Origin of the sequence: Auritidibacter ignavus, from assembly GCF_029853775.1 — a bacterium.
In the GTDB taxonomy this organism is placed as follows: domain Bacteria; phylum Actinomycetota; class Actinomycetes; order Actinomycetales; family Micrococcaceae; genus Auritidibacter; species Auritidibacter ignavus.
The window spans coordinates 2,240,894-2,256,969 of sequence record NZ_CP122564.1 but is presented as its reverse complement, the minus strand read 5'-3'; the positions used below and the strand labels follow the sequence as shown (position 1 = coordinate 2,256,969).

At 60.1% G+C, this 16,076-nt stretch carries 11 protein-coding genes; 3 read left to right on the top strand and 8 right to left on the bottom strand.

Annotation, left to right across the window (positions count from 1 at the left end; translation table 11 throughout):
• Positions 1–26 precede the first annotated feature (26 nt).
• Positions 27–755 carry a DUF8175 domain-containg protein gene (locus QDX22_RS10270; protein ID WP_146206437.1) on the bottom strand — a complete coding sequence of 243 codons (729 nt, stop codon included), beginning with the start codon at positions 753–755 and terminating at the stop codon, positions 27–29.
• A gap of 171 nt (positions 756–926) precedes the next feature.
• On the opposite strand from QDX22_RS10270, the gene QDX22_RS10265 reads away from it, so the two are divergent.
• Positions 927–2,225: an O-acetylhomoserine aminocarboxypropyltransferase/cysteine synthase family protein gene (locus QDX22_RS10265; protein WP_122548725.1), complete on the top strand. Its 1,299-nt coding sequence runs from the start codon at positions 927–929 to the stop codon at positions 2,223–2,225.
• A gap of 18 nt (positions 2,226–2,243) precedes the next feature.
• On the top strand, positions 2,244–2,759 hold the full coding sequence (locus tag QDX22_RS10260; RefSeq protein WP_110101306.1) for a CoA-binding protein: 516 nt from the start codon (positions 2,244–2,246) through the stop codon (positions 2,757–2,759).
• 185 nt (positions 2,760–2,944) lie between these two features.
• Here QDX22_RS10260 and QDX22_RS10255 read toward each other — a convergent pair whose 3' ends face one another.
• From QDX22_RS10255 to QDX22_RS10235, 5 genes are all read right to left on the bottom strand, one after another.
• Complete coding sequence (locus QDX22_RS10255) at positions 2,945–8,923, bottom strand: YPDG domain-containing protein (RefSeq protein WP_279717824.1); 5,979 nt, start codon at positions 8,921–8,923, stop codon at positions 2,945–2,947.
• Positions 8,924–9,220: 297 nt separating this feature from the next.
• A complete protein-coding gene (locus QDX22_RS10250) occupies positions 9,221–10,033 on the bottom strand; it encodes a thiamine pyrophosphate-binding protein (protein WP_341849182.1) in 813 nt (270 codons plus the stop codon).
• Between the two features lie 533 nt (positions 10,034–10,566).
• Positions 10,567–11,097, bottom strand: coding sequence for a TetR/AcrR family transcriptional regulator (locus tag QDX22_RS10245; protein ID WP_110101302.1), 531 nt, complete (start codon positions 11,095–11,097; stop codon positions 10,567–10,569).
• Complete coding sequence (locus QDX22_RS10240) at positions 11,090–11,623, bottom strand: SRPBCC domain-containing protein (protein WP_110101301.1); 534 nt, start codon at positions 11,621–11,623, stop codon at positions 11,090–11,092. Before QDX22_RS10240 ends, QDX22_RS10245 begins: the two co-directional genes overlap by 8 nt.
• Positions 11,624–11,676: 53 nt before the next feature.
• The gene (locus tag QDX22_RS10235; RefSeq protein WP_146206436.1) at positions 11,677–12,192 is read right to left on the bottom strand and encodes a DUF2306 domain-containing protein; all 516 of its coding nucleotides are present in this window, start codon (positions 12,190–12,192) and stop codon (positions 11,677–11,679) included.
• Positions 12,193–12,278: 86 nt separating this feature from the next.
• On the opposite strand from QDX22_RS10235, the gene QDX22_RS10230 reads away from it, so the two are divergent.
• Entirely contained in the window at positions 12,279–12,923 is a 645-nt protein-coding gene (locus QDX22_RS10230) for a MerR family transcriptional regulator (RefSeq protein WP_279672581.1), read from the top strand.
• An 890-nt stretch (positions 12,924–13,813) separates the two neighbouring features.
• On the opposite strand, the gene QDX22_RS10225 is transcribed toward QDX22_RS10230, so the two are convergent.
• Both QDX22_RS10225 and thrC read right to left on the bottom strand, forming a co-directional pair.
• Positions 13,814–14,614: a carbon-nitrogen hydrolase family protein gene (locus QDX22_RS10225; protein ID WP_110101298.1), complete on the bottom strand. Its 801-nt coding sequence runs from the start codon at positions 14,612–14,614 to the stop codon at positions 13,814–13,816.
• Between the two features lie 15 nt (positions 14,615–14,629).
• Positions 14,630–16,045: a threonine synthase gene (gene thrC / locus QDX22_RS10220; protein ID WP_110101297.1), complete on the bottom strand. Its 1,416-nt coding sequence runs from the start codon at positions 16,043–16,045 to the stop codon at positions 14,630–14,632.
• Positions 16,046–16,076 lie beyond the last annotated feature (31 nt).

Sequence of the window (16,076 nt, the reverse complement as noted above, 5' to 3'; positions counted from 1 at the left end):
CGTCACCGCCGGGGTGCGACGAGGTCTTAGGCACGAAATTGCTGGAAACCAATGTGGTCCTGCAAGTCTCTGATCTCAACGGGTTGCTCATCCAGGTCACCGACGATTTTCCAATCACCATCGACCCACTCCATCGCTAACAACAACGAGGCTCGAGTGGTGTGGGTGCCGTCAAAGCTGGTGACCGCGACCTCAATCAGCCCAGCGTCACCGTCGTAGCGGACCAGCCGAAAACCACCGATCGCGGAGTCTTCGCCAGCGAAACGCTCTCGCACCTCATCGACCATCTGTGAGCTGTGCTGTTCGGTATCAACGCCGGGTCCCAGTGGCATCGCGAGCGCGGTGTCATCGAACCGGTCCGGGTTCGTCAGCATGGCGGTATATGACACGGCAGCAAACATCATGCCCCGTGGTGAATGCTCAAAACAACTAGGTACCCCGTCATCATTGCGCTGACCAGGCCCGTATTGCTCAGAGACGGGGAAGAAAATATTGCGGTGGTTTTCCCAGTCAGCGTCGGGAGTGCTACCAATGGATCCTTCACGCGCGACACCGCCGAGCCCACAGATCGAATCCGTGGTTTCGCCGGTATAGGTGGCCTCTTGCCCCACGCCCTCGGCATCGGGGCCGACCGCACGCACCACACCGAAGATGATGATGGCCGTGATGCCGATAGCGATCAGCGCAATGGTGAGCACGCCTTTGCCCGTGACCCAAAAGTTCTTGCGCTCGCTCGTCGATTGCATTTCACTCATCAAGTCCTCACACACTGATCTGGTTGGCCTCAGCCAAGCTCTCTCTAGTCTAGGTGACCTCATGAGTCATAAAGGTCGCATTCTCCCCGGAGCGCGAGAACAATAGACAAGAAGAGAAACAGACCCCTCATGCAGTGATCTGCACTAGTGACCTGAAATGGAAGGACGACGATGGCTGAACGCCAATTTGGGTTCCGCACCCGTGCTTTGCACGCCGGAACCGTTCCCGATGCGGTGCATGGATCGCGTGCACTCCCGGTGTATCAGAGCACCTCATTCGTCTTCGAATCCACCGAGGATGCCGCGAACCTGTTTGCCCTGCAGAAATACGGCAATATCTATTCACGCATTGCCAACCCCACGGTGGCCTCGTTTGAAGAACGGATGGCCTCCTTGGAAGGCGGTATCGGCGGGGTAGCGACGTCGTCGGGGATGGCCGCAGAGTTCGTGGTATTCGCCGCACTGGCTCAGGCCGGGGACCACATTGTGGCCTCATCGCGACTCTACGGTGGCACGGTGACCCAGTTGGACGTCTCGTTGCGTCGTTTCGGCATCGAGACCACCTTCGTGGATTCCACGGAGGCCACCGACTTTGAAGCGGCTATGCAGCCCAATACGAAAGCGGTCTACACCGAGATCGTGTCGAACCCCTCATCGACGATCGTGGATTTGTCCGGTCTCGCGCAGGTGGCCCATCACCACGGGGTTCCTTTGGTGGTAGATTCCACGCTGACCACTCCTTATCTGATTCGCCCGTTCGAGCACGGCGCCGATATTGTCATCCACTCCGCCACAAAGTTCTTGGGCGGCCACGGCACCACCTTGGGAGGAGTCGTGGTGGAGCACGGCACCTTCCCCTGGGATAACGGCAACTTCCCATCCATGACCGAACCCGTGGAGTCCTATAACGGACTGAGCTGGTGGGGCAACTTCGGCGAATACGGGTTCTTGACCAAAGTCCGCAACGAGCAACTGCGCGATTTTGGCCCTACCCTGGCACCGCAGTCAGCCCAGCAACTGATGGTAGGGATTGAGACCTTGCCACAGCGCATGGACGCGCACATTGCTAATGCACAACAGGTCGCCGAATGGCTGAACGAGGACTCGCGCATTAGCTACGTCAACCATGCGGGGCTTCCCGACAACCCGTACTACGAACGGGGGAGACAGCTCTTGCCACAAGGGGTCGGCTCGGTCTTCAGCTTCGGGGTGAAGGGAGGTCGCGACACCGGAAATACCTTCATCCAAAGCGTTCAGTTGGCATCCCATCTAGCGAATGTTGGCGATGCTAAAACGCTGGTGTTGCACCCGGGTTCGACCACGCACCAGCAACTCTCAGATGAACAATTGGCTGCTGCCGGTATTCCGGATGATTTGATTCGTATTTCGGTGGGGATCGAAGACGTCGACGACATTATCTGGGATCTTGACCAAGCGTTAACCACCGCCACCGATGGTGCAAGCCACTAACTCCAGGAAAGGACCATCATGAGCACAGCATTGCCAGACCGCACCTGGACCGGCCCCTCGGCTCCGGAACGTTTGAGTCTGCTTCGTCAGAGCCAGTCCATTGCCATCGTGGGCGCCTCGGATAAGCCCTCCCGTGCGTCCAACTTTGTCGCGACTTACCTGCTTAGTTCCACCACCTTCGATGTGTATTTCATCAACCCGGTTCTCGCGGAGAAGGGTGGGAAAATCTTGGGCCACAAGGTGTATCCGAGCCTCGAGGCACTGCCCGTCGTACCCGATATCGTCGACGTCTTCCGAAAACCCGAAGACACTCCCGCGGTTGTCGAAGATGCCCACAACGTCGGGGCCAAGATCGTCTGGCTCCAGCTGGGTATCTGGAATGAAGAGGCGGCACACCTGGCCGAGTCGTATGGCATGAATATCGTCATGGACCGTTGCGTGAAAATTGAACACGCTCGCTTCCACGGCGGGCTGAACCTCGCTGGTTTCAACACCGGGGTCATCTCTTCGCGCCGCCAGGAATTAGATCGATAGAACCAGATTCGTGCAAGGGACCACAATGAGGGGCTTTCACACGTGTGAAAGCCCCTCATCGTTTATGCCACACCGTCACGCCCGTCGTGGACGCCTAAAAACGCCAGTGGCCGGTCCCGTGTAGTTCCGAAGAACCCGGGACCGGCCACCGCCAGTAACTACACCACTAGTAGCAGCGCAGAGTCTTAGTCCTCAGACTTGCGACGACGGGCCAACAGGCCACCGGCCGCAGCCAGCAGACCACCCAGACCCAACGCGCCCAGCACGCCAGCACCAGTCGAAGCCAGCTTGTCACTGTGGTCACTCGACGCATCGGAGGCGTAACCAGCGCCATCGCCAGCACCGTCACCAGAACCGCCATCACCAGGCTTGCCGGAACCGTCACCAGCACCGTCACCAGCGCCGCCATCACCAGGCTTACCGGAACCGTCACCAGCGCCGCCATCACCAGGCTTACCGGAACCGTCACCAGGCTTGTCGCCACCGTCACCAGGCTTGTCGCCACCGTCACCAGCACCGCCATCATCAGATGGCTCGGTCACGGTCACGGTGATCTCATCGATCACGTTGCCGTCCTTGTCCTTGACGACCACCACAATGGTGTCACGAGGCTTCGCATCCTTATCGATTTCGACAACCAGGTTGCCGTCCTCGTCGATCGAGGCACGTCCTGGGCCTTCCACCTCAACAGTGGTGTCCTCAGGAACCTCGCCACCCTCATTCGGGATCACGATCCGCTCACCAGGCTCACCCTCAGCGTCACCCCAGTTCGGCTTCTCCTGCTCACCAGGTCCCTCACCACCATCAGATGGCTCGGTCACGGTCACGGTGAAGGTTTCGGTGTCAGTGGAGCCATCCGGGTAGGTCACGGTCACGGTAATTTCGGTCTTGTCGCCCGAGGTGGCACCTTCTGGGGCAGTCACCTTGATAGTGCTACCGTCCTCGCCAACCTCAACGGTCCAACCGTCCTGATCGGACGCAACTTCGACCTGAGAGCCTTCCGGCAGTTCGTCACCGTTATTCGGCACCTCAACAGTCTGACCTGGTTGAGCAGTGGTGTTGTCCCAGTTCGGAGTTACCTCGCTCGCTTGGTCACTGCCAGGTTCTTCACCACCGTTATCACCACTCGGGTCATTGACGGTCACGGTGAAGGTCTCGGTGTCAGTGGAACCGTCCGGATAGGTCACAGTTACCGTGATCGTGGTTTTATCACCCGTGGAGGCATTCTCCGGAGCAGTGACAGTTATCCCGTGATCATCGCCGACGGTCACGTTCCAGCCATCCTGGGAAGAAGTCGCTTCGACCTCAGAGCCTTCTGGCAACGCATCACCATTATTCGGCGCAGTCACCGACTCGCCCGGCGCCACTTCCTGGTTATCCCAGTTGGGCTGAACCTCAGCAGCTTGGTTGTTGTTGTCATCGTCATCACCGACAGCCGGGTCAACGACAGTGACGCTGACCTGTTCGGTGTCAACAGAACCATCCGGGTAGGTGACCTGGACAGTCACCACAGCCTTGTCACCGTGCGAGGCACCTTCCGGTGCAGTCACGGTCAGAGTGCCGTCGTTGGTGGCCGAAACTTGCCAGCCTTCGGCATCAGTGCTGGCTTCAACGGTGGAACCTTCCGGAATCTCTTCGCCCGTGTTCGGAACCTCAACGGACTCACCGGGAGCAACCTGGCTGTTCACCCACGATGGAGTGATGTCATCAGCCTGGGTACCGTCCTCCTCATCGTCGCCACCACCATTGGGGTCGTTGACGGTCACGGTGACCTTCTCAACATCCTGCGAACCATCCGGGTAGGTCGCGGTCACCTCGATAGTGGTCTTGTCACCGTCAGCAGCTCCCTCGGGTGCGGTGACGGTGAGGGTACCATCATCGGTGGCCGACACCTTCCAACCTTCAGCATCGGCAGTGGCCTCGACCTTGGAGCCTTCCGGCAGTTGGTCACCAGAATTCGGGATATCTACCGACCCACCAGGCTCAACGGTACCGTTCTCCCACGTCGGTGTGGTGATGTCAGCCAGGGTGTCCTCCTGGCCACCGCCGTTGTCCGGCTCATCCACCGTCACGGTCACCGTGACCTCATCGGTGGAACCATCCGGGTAGGTCACGACCACAGGAATCTCAATGGTCTCACCAGGGGTAGCACCCTCCGGAACGGTGAACGTGATCTCACCAGTGTTCTCATCGATGGTCACACCCTCAGGAGCGTTCTCACCAGCCTGGAACGAGGTCCCCTCCGGAGCCTCGGCCTCTTTACCTTCAGCATCGGTGAACGAAGGAGCCGGGACAGTTACCTGCTCACCCGGCGCACCAGAAGCGTTCTCATATGCGGGCTCGAAGGTTTCAGCCTGCGCCGGAGCCTTCGGATCAACGTCGATGGTCACCGAACCCTCATACGTGGGCTTACCATCCTGATCCACAACCCGGACCGGAACCTGAACCGGGCCCTGGGTATCAGCATCCTCACCAGCATCCACGGTAATCTGACCCGTCTCCGGATCAATCACCACCGTAATGTCATCAGCAGGATCTTCAGTGCCACCATTCCAAATAATGGTATTGCCCGACTCATCAGAAGGATCCTTCACGAATCCATCCGGCAACTCACCGAACTCAAACCGGTCACCCTCACCCTTCTCAGCAGGGTTACCCTCAGCATCAGTAATCACCGGATCCACAGACACCTGACGATCCCCATCATCACCCACAGTCACATCCGGGTAAGACACAACACCAGGCTCAACAACCTCCGGCTCATCCACCGTCACGGTCACCGTGACCTCATCGGTGGAACCATCCGGGTAGGTCACCACCACAGGGATCTCAATGGTCTCACCAGGGGTAGCACCCTCCGGAACAGTGAACGTGATCTCACCAGTGTTCTCATCGATGGTCACACCCTCAGGAGCGTTCTCACCAGCCTGGAACGAGGTCCCCTCCGGAGCCTCGGCCTCTTTACCTTCAGCATCGGTGAACGAAGGAGCCGGGACAGTTACCTGCTCACCCGGCGCACCAGAAGCGTTCTCATATGCGGGCTCGAAGGTTTCAGCCTGCGCCGGAGCCTTCGGATCAACGTCGATGGTCACCGAACCCTCATACGTGGGCTTACCATCCTGATCCACAACCCGGACCGGAACCTGAACCGGGCCCTGGGTATCAGCATCCTCACCAGCATCCACGGTAATCTGACCCGTCTCCGGATCAATCACCACCGTAATGTCATCAGCAGGATCTTCAGTGCCACCATTCCAAATAATGGTATTGCCCGACTCATCAGAAGGATCCTTCACGAATCCATCCGGCAACTCACCGAACTCAAACCGGTCACCCTCACCCTTCTCAGCAGGGTTACCCTCAGCATCAGTAATCACCGGATCCACAGACACCTGACGATCCCCATCATCACCCACAGTCACATCCGGGTAAGACACAACACCAGGCTCAACAACCTCCGGCTCATCCACCGTCACGGTCACCGTGACCTCATCGGTGGAACCATCCGGGTAGGTCACCACCACAGGGATCTCAATGGTCTCACCAGGGGTAGCACCCTCCGGAACAGTGAAAGTGATCTCACCAGTGTTCTCATCGATGGTCACACCCTCAGGAGCGTTCTCACCAGCCTGGAACGAGGTCCCCTCCGGAGCCTCGGCCTCTTTACCTTCAGCATCGGTGAACGAAGGAGCCGGGACAGTTACCTGCTCACCCGGCGCACCAGAAGCGTTCTCATATGCGGGCTCGAAGGTTTCAGCCTGCGCCGGAGCCTTCGGATCAACGTCGATGGTCACCGAACCCTCATACGTGGGCTTACCATCCTGATCCACAACCCGGACCGGAACCTGAACCGGGCCCTGGGTATCAGCATCCTCACCAGCATCCACGGTAATCTGACCCGTCTCCGGATCAATCACCACCGTAATGTCATCAGCAGGATCTTCAGTGCCACCATTCCAAATAATGGTATTGCCCGACTCATCAGAAGGATCCTTCACGAATCCATCCGGCAACTCACCGAACTCAAACCGGTCACCCTCACCCTTCTCAGCAGGGTTACCCTCAGCATCAGTAATCACCGGATCCACAGACACCTGACGATCCCCATCATCACCCACAGTCACATCCGGGTAAGACACAACACCAGGCTCAACCACGTTCACCGTGGCGGTCACGTGGTCAACGGACTCATCAGCGTAAGTCACCACGACGGGGATATCGATCGAGGACCCATTTCGTGCATCCTCTGCAATCGTGTAGGTGATCTCACCGGTGTTCTCATCGATGGTCGCCCCCTCGGGGGCGTCGTCCCGCAGGGCGTATTTTGTACCAGCTGGGGCCGAAACATCCTGGCCCTGGTTGTTCTTGTAGGTCGGTGCCGGGACAGTTACCTGCTCACCCGGCGCACCAGAAGCATTCTCATAAGCAGGGTCCAGCGTTTCTGCGTATTCAGTGACGCGGAAAGCTGCCGAGTCCATAATGTTGCCGTTGATGATCAACCGCGCCTGGTAAACGGTTCCAGGCTCAGCATTTTCGGGTACCGTGAAGGTGCAGTTGGCAGCCTCAGCAGCCGAGGTAATCTTGCAGTCATTACCGACCTGGTTACCGTTCTCATCAACCCAGCGGATGGCGTAATTCTGGCCGGGGTAGAATACGGTATTGACACTCGGGGTCACCACATCACCAACACCGGCGGTGTTGGCACCGGTGTCGTGATCAAGCGAAATGTCAGCACGGTTCGGGTCAGGCACCAGCGCGAAGTACACGTTGTACAGGGAGCCACGAGCCGGCTGCCAGAAGGCCGCGGTGTGAGTACCATCATTCGGATCACCAAACGCCGGGACAGTACACGGCGTGTAACCAGCCACAATCTCATCGTCGGTATTAATCACGAAACCATACAACGCGTCAGCATTCGGGATAGGCTGATCGAAACGCACCGTGTACCGACCATTGTCCCCAACCGGGGCAACCACAGTTTGCTTAATATACTGCGGATTCGCTTCCAACAACGCTTTCTGCTGCTGAAGCCGCTGACCCGTAGGCAGATTACCCAAACCACGAATAGCCGAACGACCTTCCGCAGTCAGCACCGACATCACCACCCGAGTACCGGGAGCAGGATTCTCACCGGCGCGGGTCGGGAAAGGAACGAAAAGATCAGGTTCGCCCGATTCCCACCAAACACGGCCAGAAACCATGTTGGGGCCGTTGCCACCCACACCGGAAGTGTTGGACGGCGTGGGCACCGGACCTTCGTTATCGATCTTCCACTGATCACGCGGGGTCGTCAGGTAGCTAGCAGGATCCGCACCCTCAGGCTTCTCATAAACCCACACCGAACCACGTTGAGTGGAGAACTGTTCGGTGGTAAAGGAACCAAAGTGACCATCACGGCCGGGGTTCATGAAGCCGTTCATCATCCCCGGACCCTGACGGATAGCCTTCAACTCACCCCCACCGGGACCAGTCTGGCCCGGAGCAACCCACACCTTGATCCGCACATCGTTAATCAAGCTCATCGGCTCGTAGACGTGCAAGGTACCGTTCTCATCAACCCAGTTCAGATCACCAAAACCGAAAGCCCCGTCGGTACCGGCCAATTTGTGCGTCTTCGCGGTGAACACCGGGCTAGCAGGCGAGTCCTTATCCATCCACTGCAAGTACAGAGTCACATCATTCAACGCCTCCGCACCAGAGTTACTGGAGTCGAAAGACACACCATTGCTGTAGTACAAACGACCTGAGAAGGTCCCCAACGAGCCACGGTTGGTGACGTCAGCGAATTGACCATAAGTACGAACTCGACCAGCAGCAATCGCATCCGCATCCACCGGACCAGTGACTTCACTAGCGACCGGAGCCGGACGAGTACCCTGCGGATTCGTCGCCCGCGGGTAACGATTTGTCGCACCCTCAGGGTTCACTTTCTTGGGGACAATGGCGTCACTGACGTCTTCGCCGGTAGCGGGGGTGGTTGCGTCTTCTCCTGCTGCGGGAGCGTCTGTTGCAGGAGCGTCCGCTTGATCAGCTCGCGCCACGGTGGCCTGGGTCACGTCACAGACAACGCCACCACCAACCAAAGCAAAAGCGGTAAAGGCAGCCATGGCACCGCGCCGCCAAGCTGGCCACTGTCCCGCAGAGTTTTTGGAAATCTCAGTCATTACGGCTAGTCACTTTCTGTCGAGAAAAAACGTGACCACACCACAGAACGCCGTGCACGCGCACGGAAAAACCTTCTGAAGGTGATCGTGATGATAGACCCTGCGGCCGCTGTCACCGACCATAGAGTAACCTACCGCTCAGAATACCACGGCGTACAACTATCTAGTTATCTTTCGTTACAACAAATAACCCAAGTCCTGCAGAAGATCAGTGGCATATGTGCACCTCTTGAGACCGTGATCAAGAAGCCAGCCACTTGGAACCCGAATTGCTGCCCCTGAACGCTAAGTGGGGTCTTAAACACCGGTGGCCGGTCTCGTGTGGTTCCGAAGAACCTCGGGACCGGTCACCGCCGCAGGTGGACGGCCCAGCCCGCGGTCGACGCGGGCGGTGGAGAAGGCCTCGTGCTCGCTGCGCATCCGCTCCAGTCGGGTGCGGCGGGCTTCCGCTTCCGAGGTGGCCGGCGCCTCGGCGGTCAGAGCCGGGAGGATGGCGGCCGAGCTGGAGGCCGGGATCGCATCATAGACGCGGAAGTCGGAAGTCACCGACACCCCGTGGGCTACACACCAGGCGGCCAGCTCGGCTCCACAGCCGTCTTGCCAGCCGTCACCGCCGATGACGACCGGTTCGGGCCGTCCGCCGGCAGCCATGCGCATGGCATCGGAGACGAGTTCGCCGGCGGAGCCCGGGTCGTCGAGGACGAGAACCTTCTTCGCCGTGGAGCCGAACCACGCATGCTGGTCGAATTCCTGGAAGGACTCCCGATTGCGGTCGGGGATGGGGATAAGGCCGACGAACATCACGAGCGACGTCTGGTCCTGATAGGCGGTGTGGATGGCAATCATCGCGTTCGCCACACCCGGTCCGCGGGTGACCATGACGACGCCGGGCCTGCCGGTCAGGCGCGCCTCGGCCAGGGCCATGAATCCCGAGCCACCTGCGTGGCGGGCGACGACGTTGGTGATCGGGGCGTCGTAGAGGCCGTCGAGGATGTCGAGGAAGCTCTCACCGGACACGCTGTAGAGGGGCTCGACGCTTTCGCGCACGAGCTGTTCGACCATGAGGTGGCCGGCGCTACGGCCTGCGGGCATGGATGGTTCGGAGGTCATCCAGGCTTCTCTCCTCGTCAGAAACGGTGAGCGGATGGCCTGCAGCGATCCTACCGAGGCACAGCCAGTCGAGTGCACGGCCGCGCCTCACGCGCGCCTGTCCGGCTGCTCCGATGCGGCCGATGCACCGCGCCTGCTCTCCTATGCCGAGGAGGTGCTCAAGACCCTCGAGGAGTACTCGTCATACGCACAGCGCGCCTACCTTTGACCCGCGCCCGCTGACGCACCGGGTCGCCGAACCCGGGACGTGGGCGACAGAGCGCGAGGTGTGGGTGCCGTTCCTCAACGAGCACCTGACGGAGATGTTCCCCAGCGGCGGTCAGAGATCCAGGCTGGCCTGGCGACCCTCGCCGCTGATGAGCGTGAGCGCGTCATCGATACCGTGCTCGTCTACCTCGGCTGCGGCTGTTCCGCGAGTGCACCGGTCTTGATGTCACCATCCCAGCCGAAGCTTTGGCAGTCCTGCTGGCTCTCGGCCGGCACCGCAGGCGGCGCGCTGATCCGAACAGTCAGATCCGCTCGATCAGATCCGCTCACTTGAACGCTTCGGCGAGTTCCTCCCAGGCGGCATCGACGTCGCTGCCGGGCGGCAGTCGCCCGTCGAGTTCGAGGATCGTGAGCCCGTGGGTGGCCGCCCACAGTGCTTGTCCGATCACCAGGTTTCCCGTGACGACGAAGAACGGCCGGCCGGACCACTCCTCCAAACCCTCAGGCAGCGCAGCCCGGTCGAGCGGCCCGCTCGTCGCCAGCCGGTAGAGCTCCGGTGACGCGGCAGCGGTGGCGCGGTAGGCGCGCAGCAGTAAGTCGATCGAGGCTTCAGTCTCGATCACCCGCCAGCATGCCTGCCCCATCCGGGCGAAGGCGTCGATGAGCAGCTGGGTGCGCACCGCCTCCTTGTTCGGCAGGTGCTTGTACAGCGACGGGGCGCGGATCCCGAGGTCGGTTGCCAGCATGCGCATGCTCAGCGCCTCCCAGCCCGCGGCTTCGACGCGGCGGCGTGCGGCGACGAGGATCTCGGTCTGGCGCGGGCTACGCGTCGGCAGCTTGATCGGGATCTCAGTCATGGGCACCAGTCTGCCGCAGATCGGCGGCCCGCTGCCCGATCGCCTCATTGACCTCGGCGAAGTCGGCTTCGAGGTCAGTACGCATCGACGTCATGAACGGCACGACGACACCGGTGAAGGTCTCCTGCTGGGTCAGCCGGGTGCCGCCGCCGGGCAGCGCTTCGAGCCGGAAGGAGTGCTCGCCATCAGCCAGGCCCGGGACCCACATCCGCCCGATCCACGTCAGTTCGCGACCGGGTTCGGCGGTCAGGATCGTGGGGGTGAAGGTCATCGTGCCGTCTGCAAAGATGACGGTGTTGTGCAGCTTCTCACCGGCGGCGACGGTGCCGGAGCTCTCGATAATCGAGGGATTCCATTCGCTGTAGCGCTCAGTGTCGGCCAGCACCGTCCACACTTCATCAGGTGAGGCGTCGAGTTCGGTGACGACGATGATCGAGACCGGGTTGAGGCGGCTGTAGGCGAAGATGCCGGCGACCAGGATGAGGGGGATGGACAGGCAGATGGCGATGATGCGGGCGACGGTCATGGCGGGGACTCCGATCGGTGCGGGTGAGCGTCAGCCACTACTGGCTAACATTGTTAGCCTACTGGTTGGCGAGGCCCCTCCGCAATGCCCTTTCGCGAGCCTTTCCCTCCACCGCTGCCGAGGCGGGCCTTGAGAACGGCGAACCACGCACCTGCGATGAGCGCAAGCGCACCGGCGAAGGCGGCGAGCGCGACCGGGCTGGTCACCGCTGTCGTCCAGATGAGGCGGGTGGGCACGAAGGCCGCGAAGCCGAAGGCGATGAGGGTGCCGATGTAGGAGCCGACCATGTTGCCGATGTGCCCGCGCCTACTGCCGCTCACGATCATCCAGACCCCGAGGGTGACGGTGACCGTCGTGAACACCGAGAGCCCGTGGAGGAAGGTGAAGCCGTCCTCGAGGCCGAAGAAGAAGCTGGAGCCGCAGGTGAGGTACATGAGCCCCACCCAGGTGCGCCCGAGCACCCGGTGCACGGCGTCGCGGCGGGGCCGGAAGATGTTGACGGGGCCGATGATAAGGACGAGGAACGCCGCGCTGGCATGGACGATAACGGCGAGCGGGATGGTCTCCATACTCGGTAAGATAGTGACGTTGTCCAAGTGTGTGCAACGTGGATAGCCACACCCCGATTCAGTATCCGACCGCCAAGGAGAGCTAAGTGAAGCTCAGCGCGCTGGCAGCGGCCACCGGCACCTCGACAGCCTCGATCAAGTACTACCTGCGCGCAGGCCTCCTGCCGCCTGGAGCCAAGCGGAACCAGACGACCGCGGTCTACGACGACTCCCACGTCGAGCGCTTAGAGCTCATCGCCGCGCTCCGGCAGCTCGTCGGCCTGTCGATCGAGCAGATCGGCACGCTCACCGCCGTCATCGACGACCCACTGGCGAGCATGCTCGATGTCATGCAGACCGCCCAGATCCTCGGCGGCGGGCTGCCACCGCTCTCCGCTGACTCGCCGGCTGCACCGGATGCGCGCACGGCCGCCGCCGAGGCGCGGGTCACCTCGGTCATGGAAGCCCAGGGCTGGCCGGACGCGCCGAGCGCCGCCCGGGCAGCGGCCACCTCGGTGGTGGCGGAGATGACGGAGCTGGGATTGGAGGTCAGCGACGAGTATCTGCAGCTCATCGGGGCAGCCGTCGACATGATCTCCGGCTCCGATCTCGACGTCTCCGGATCCCGGGACCGGATGGCGATGCATGTGGCCGTCGGCACCCACCGGTTCTCACGCCTCGTGCTCGCGCTCCTGCAGCTCGGCCAGACCTCGCACAGCATCGCGCGGGCCGGTGAGCACACGGACCGGTGACACAGAATTCATGTGCTCGTGAACGGACTGTCGCCGCAGATCAGTGTTGTTCACGCTACACTCCCATGCCATGATCCCCACCATGCACTCCCCCGTGCCCGCACCACACCCCACCCGCCCTTTGGAACCGAACCCCTCAGCTTCGGGAGCGTCTTAGTCTCACCGGGCTTAAGCACAGTCCATTCAAATTTGTCAGAAAAGCTCCAGAAAGGATCTATTCAACGAGGCGTAATGGACTCTCATCCCCCGTATTGCTAGTGTCCGAGGGCTGATTTTGGTCTGCAGATGCCACATCCGCCCGGGCCACGCCACACACGACACCACCACCAAGCAACGCAAAAGCCGCAAAAGCAGCCAACACCATTCTTCGATGCTTTAGACATTTCTCTCACGTCTCTTTCTCTTCGCGGAAATAGTCACACATCCCGCGAGAGAACACCGCGCCGACGCACAGCAAACCCCCAACGCAGGTGCTCAATGTGATGAATCTCCTGGAACGCCCAGCAACCGGACACACCCCAATGCCAGGGCCACAGTAACACCAAAAACTACCGTTAAGTAACCTCTTGTCTGCCACCTAACTTCCCCAAGATACCGGGAAACCCCACCCGCCCCACCGAACCCACCAACCCTGAACCACTACCGACAGGTCCCGGGCCGTTTCGAAGTCAATCGCGCCTGAAGAGTGTAGAAAAGACAGCAACAAGCCCCCGTCCGAAGCGTGAGGGGAACGCTGTGATAATCGGACGGGGGCTTATGTCATCACTCGCACCTTGATGAGGTACTTTTGAGTCTAAGGTGACGAACAGGGCGAGTCTAGGGTTTAAGCTGACAATTTCCTGTTAATTCTACTCAGGTGACCCTAAATACCTTGGTGACATGGGCGTTCGCTAATTCTTGAGATCGGTCACATCCGTGCGTCGGTTGGCTAAGACTGGTACTATCGAGCGCACTTCCGCCACCCGATCTGTGCTCACCTCCGCCAGCACGACGCCTTCCGGCTCAACACCGAGCTCCGCTACTGCAACGCCCAAGGGATCGACGATACTGGAATAGCCGATCGTGTCGGTCCCAACGGTGTCCGCGGCGAGTATCCATACAGTGTTCTCCATCGCTCTGACGGTCAACAGTGACTGCCAGTGCATTTTCTTGTGTTCGCCAGCAAACCATGCTGCCGGGGTGATGATGGCCTGAGCGCCCCGTAGTGTCAGCGCGCGAGCGACCTCGGGGAATCGGATGTCGTAACAGGTTTGCAGACCCCAGGTGATGCCTTCGAGATCCACGGTGACTACCCCTTGGTCACCGGCAGAGATCTCGTCTGATTCACGATTGTTAAAGGCATCATAGAGATGCAGTTTCCGATAGGTGCTCACCTGCTCACCCCGGTCGTTGACGACCAGCAGAGTATTAAAAGGCTTGCCGGTTGCGGACGGTTCGAACCCTCCGGCCACCACATGCACATCATGTTGCTGAGCTAGCCCGCACAGTTGCTCGACAAACACGGGCCAGGCTGTGGCAACCGCTTCGGCCAGAGATCCTTCGACCAGGCGGTAGGCCAGCATCGCTTCTTCCGGCAGGACCACGAGTCTGGCCCCGCGTTGGGATGCTTCGGTGATCAGCCGTTTGATCACACTCAGGTTGTCATTGACATCGGCTGTTGGCCCAAATTGTGCAACCGCTACTGTGACCATCGCCTTGCCACCTTTCTACCGCACAGCGTGTTCTGCAATGTAGTCGCGTAGTTGATCAACGTTGTCGCGGATCTCGATGATGTGTTGCTCGCGTTCTAACATGTTCTGCAGGTCCTCGCTCAACTCCGGTGCCTGACCAATAGCTTCGACGACCGTGTCGGAAAACTTTTCCGGTTTGGCGGTTTCCAGCACCAGCATGGGCACCGAGTCATCCCGATACTGTTCGGCGATGGTGACGCCGTCAGCGGTGTGCGGATCAATGAGCACATGCGCGTGCTCCCAGGTCTGCCGGATGGCCGTCAACCGGTCGGCGTGCGTGGAGGCACCGGAGACCATCCCGAACTCTTCGGCAAACCGGGGTTGATAGCGGGACAGATCGAGTGTTCCCACGTCATCCAGCGCCTGGAAAGCGCCAGAGAGTTTAATCGGATCGGAGCCCAGGACCAGGTAGATCAATCGTTCCAGATTCGAGGCCTTCGAAATATCCATGGACGGTGAGGAGGTGGCCACGGTCTGTTGAGCCGATCGCGGGGTATAAACTCCAGTGCGGAAGAACTCGTTCAGCACGTCGTTCTCGTTGGTGGCCAACACCAGTCGACGGATGGGCAGGCCCATGAGCCGGGCGAGTTGCCCAGAGAAGATATTGCCGAAGTTTCCGGAAGGAACCGTGACGTCGATCGGCTCGGTGCTACCGGGGTGCTCATCGGTGGCGCGGAGCCACCCCCAGAAGTAGTAGACGCATTGGGCAACCAACCGGCCTAGGTTAATGGAGTTGACGGTGCCGAGCGTATTGGCACGCTTAAATGGGAGATCGCCGTTGAGTTGTTTGACCATGTGCTGGCAATCATCAAAGACTCCATCCACCACAATATTGTGGATGTTCTGATCGGTCAGCGAATACATCTGAGCACGTTGGAATGCCGACATTCGCCCCTGAGGGGAGAGCATGAACACCGCCACATTCGGTTTGGCAGCAAAGGCGTGCTCAGCAGCTGAGCCGGTATCACCGGAGGTCGCCCCCAAGATGTTGAGGGTCTCACCTCGTTCGGTCAGTACGTATGGAATCGCCTCACCCAGAAATTGCATCGCCATATCTTTGAAAGCCAGCGTGGGGCCTTGCGAGAGGTCCAAAAGCCACGTGTTGTCCCCAATCTGAGTCCGGGGGACGACGTGGTTACTGGAGAACTGGTCACCATAGGCGGCGGTGACGATCTGTTCGAGGTCGTTCGTGGGGGTCTCGGTCCAGTACCGGCCGATGACTTCTCGTGCCAGTTGCGGATAGCTCAGCTCACGCCAGGATTCGATAGTGACCTGGTCGATCACCGGAATCTCGGTGGGCATCACCAGCCCACCGTCGGGGGCTAGGCCTTCCAAGAGAATGTCGGAGAAGCTGGCGGGGTCCATCCCGCCACGAGTGGAAACATACTGCATCGGGACCTCGCAGAACTCTTTCGTGTTGTGG

Coding starts and splice junctions, on each gene's coding strand:
- QDX22_RS10245 (WP_110101302.1), bottom strand. CDS start 11,097: ATGACTGAGATCCCGATCAAGCTGCCGACGCGTAGCCCGCGCCAGACC.
- QDX22_RS10250 (WP_341849182.1), bottom strand. CDS start 10,033: ATGACCTCCGAACCATCCATGCCCGCAGGCCGTAGCGCCGGCCACCTC.
- QDX22_RS10225 (WP_110101298.1), bottom strand. CDS start 14,614: ATGGTCACAGTAGCGGTTGCACAATTTGGGCCAACAGCCGATGTCAAT.
- QDX22_RS10255 (WP_279717824.1), bottom strand. CDS start 8,923: ATGACTGAGATTTCCAAAAACTCTGCGGGACAGTGGCCAGCTTGGCGG.
- QDX22_RS10240 (WP_110101301.1), bottom strand. CDS start 11,623: ATGACCGTCGCCCGCATCATCGCCATCTGCCTGTCCATCCCCCTCATC.
- QDX22_RS10270 (WP_146206437.1), bottom strand. CDS start 755: ATGAGTGAAATGCAATCGACGAGCGAGCGCAAGAACTTTTGGGTCACG.
- QDX22_RS10265 (WP_122548725.1), top strand. CDS start 927: ATGGCTGAACGCCAATTTGGGTTCCGCACCCGTGCTTTGCACGCCGGA.
- thrC (WP_110101297.1), bottom strand. CDS start 16,045: ATGCAGTATGTTTCCACTCGTGGCGGGATGGACCCCGCCAGCTTCTCC.
- QDX22_RS10260 (WP_110101306.1), top strand. CDS start 2,244: ATGAGCACAGCATTGCCAGACCGCACCTGGACCGGCCCCTCGGCTCCG.
- QDX22_RS10235 (WP_146206436.1), bottom strand. CDS start 12,192: ATGGAGACCATCCCGCTCGCCGTTATCGTCCATGCCAGCGCGGCGTTC.